Annotated in this window: 2 protein-coding genes; both read right to left on the bottom strand. The window is 60.5% G+C overall.

Annotation, left to right across the window (positions count from 1 at the left end; genetic code table 11):
* Nucleotides 1-181, bottom strand: a 181-nt coding sequence (locus HP556_RS00195) for a head decoration protein (RefSeq protein WP_478134417.1), incomplete at its 3' end; no start/stop codon positions are given.
* A 3-nt stretch (nt 182-184) separates the two neighbouring features.
* Nucleotides 185-826: S49 family peptidase (locus tag HP556_RS00200; RefSeq protein ID WP_175365476.1), on the bottom strand; the 642-nt coding region annotated here is incomplete at its 5' end.

An 826-nucleotide genomic window follows, 5' to 3' on the forward strand; every position in this document is an offset into this window, starting at 1 on the left:
CGGCAGCACCGTCGGTGGTGCCATCCCACGCAACCAGCTTACGGCTGGAGGTGTCCAGCATCAGCGGGGTCATTGCAGGCGCTTTCGCACTCAATCCGCCGGGCGCGGTTGCGGTATGAGCCGGGTCACTGTTGCCCTGCGGCTGGTAATGGGTAAAGGTTTCTTTGCTCGTCATAAACATCCCTTACACTGGTGTGTTCAGCAAATCGTTAACGGCATCAGATGCCGGGTTACCTGCAGCCAGCGGTGCCGGTGCCCCCTGCATCAGACGATCCAGCGCAGTGTCACTGCGCGCCTGTGCACTCTGTGGTGCTGCGGCCAGAATGCGGCGGGCCGTTTTCACGGTCATACCGGGGGTTTCTGCCAGCACGCGTGCCTGTTCTTCGCGTCCGTGAGCCTCCTCACAGTTGAGGATCCCCATAATGCGGCTGTTTTCTGCCGCAACCGCTGCGGTGATCTGCGCGTTCACGTCCGGCTGCGCCGCGCTGGCGTTCTCGCCCTCCGTCGCTGGCACCACGTCAGTAACGTCAGCCTGCGAAGCAGTGGCTGAAACAGTTGTTGATTGAGTCTCTTTGGTCATTCGCCCTCCTGAGAGACGGGATTTACGTGCATCCAGTGCATCACGCATGACGGTGATCGCATCGGTGCTGTTAACAAGTTCATCAGCCAGTCCGGCATCAATGGCCTCCTGACCGCTGTACACTGCAGCCTCGGTATCCAGCACAACCTGCACGGACAGGCCGGTATATGCCGACACCTTCTGCGCAAACATCTGGCGGGTTGCGTCCATCCGGGACTGCAGTGTCTCCCGGACGTCATCCGGAAG

Source organism: Tardiphaga robiniae, from assembly GCF_013359755.1.
Taxonomy (GTDB): Bacteria; Pseudomonadota; Alphaproteobacteria; order Rhizobiales; family Xanthobacteraceae; genus Tardiphaga; species Tardiphaga robiniae.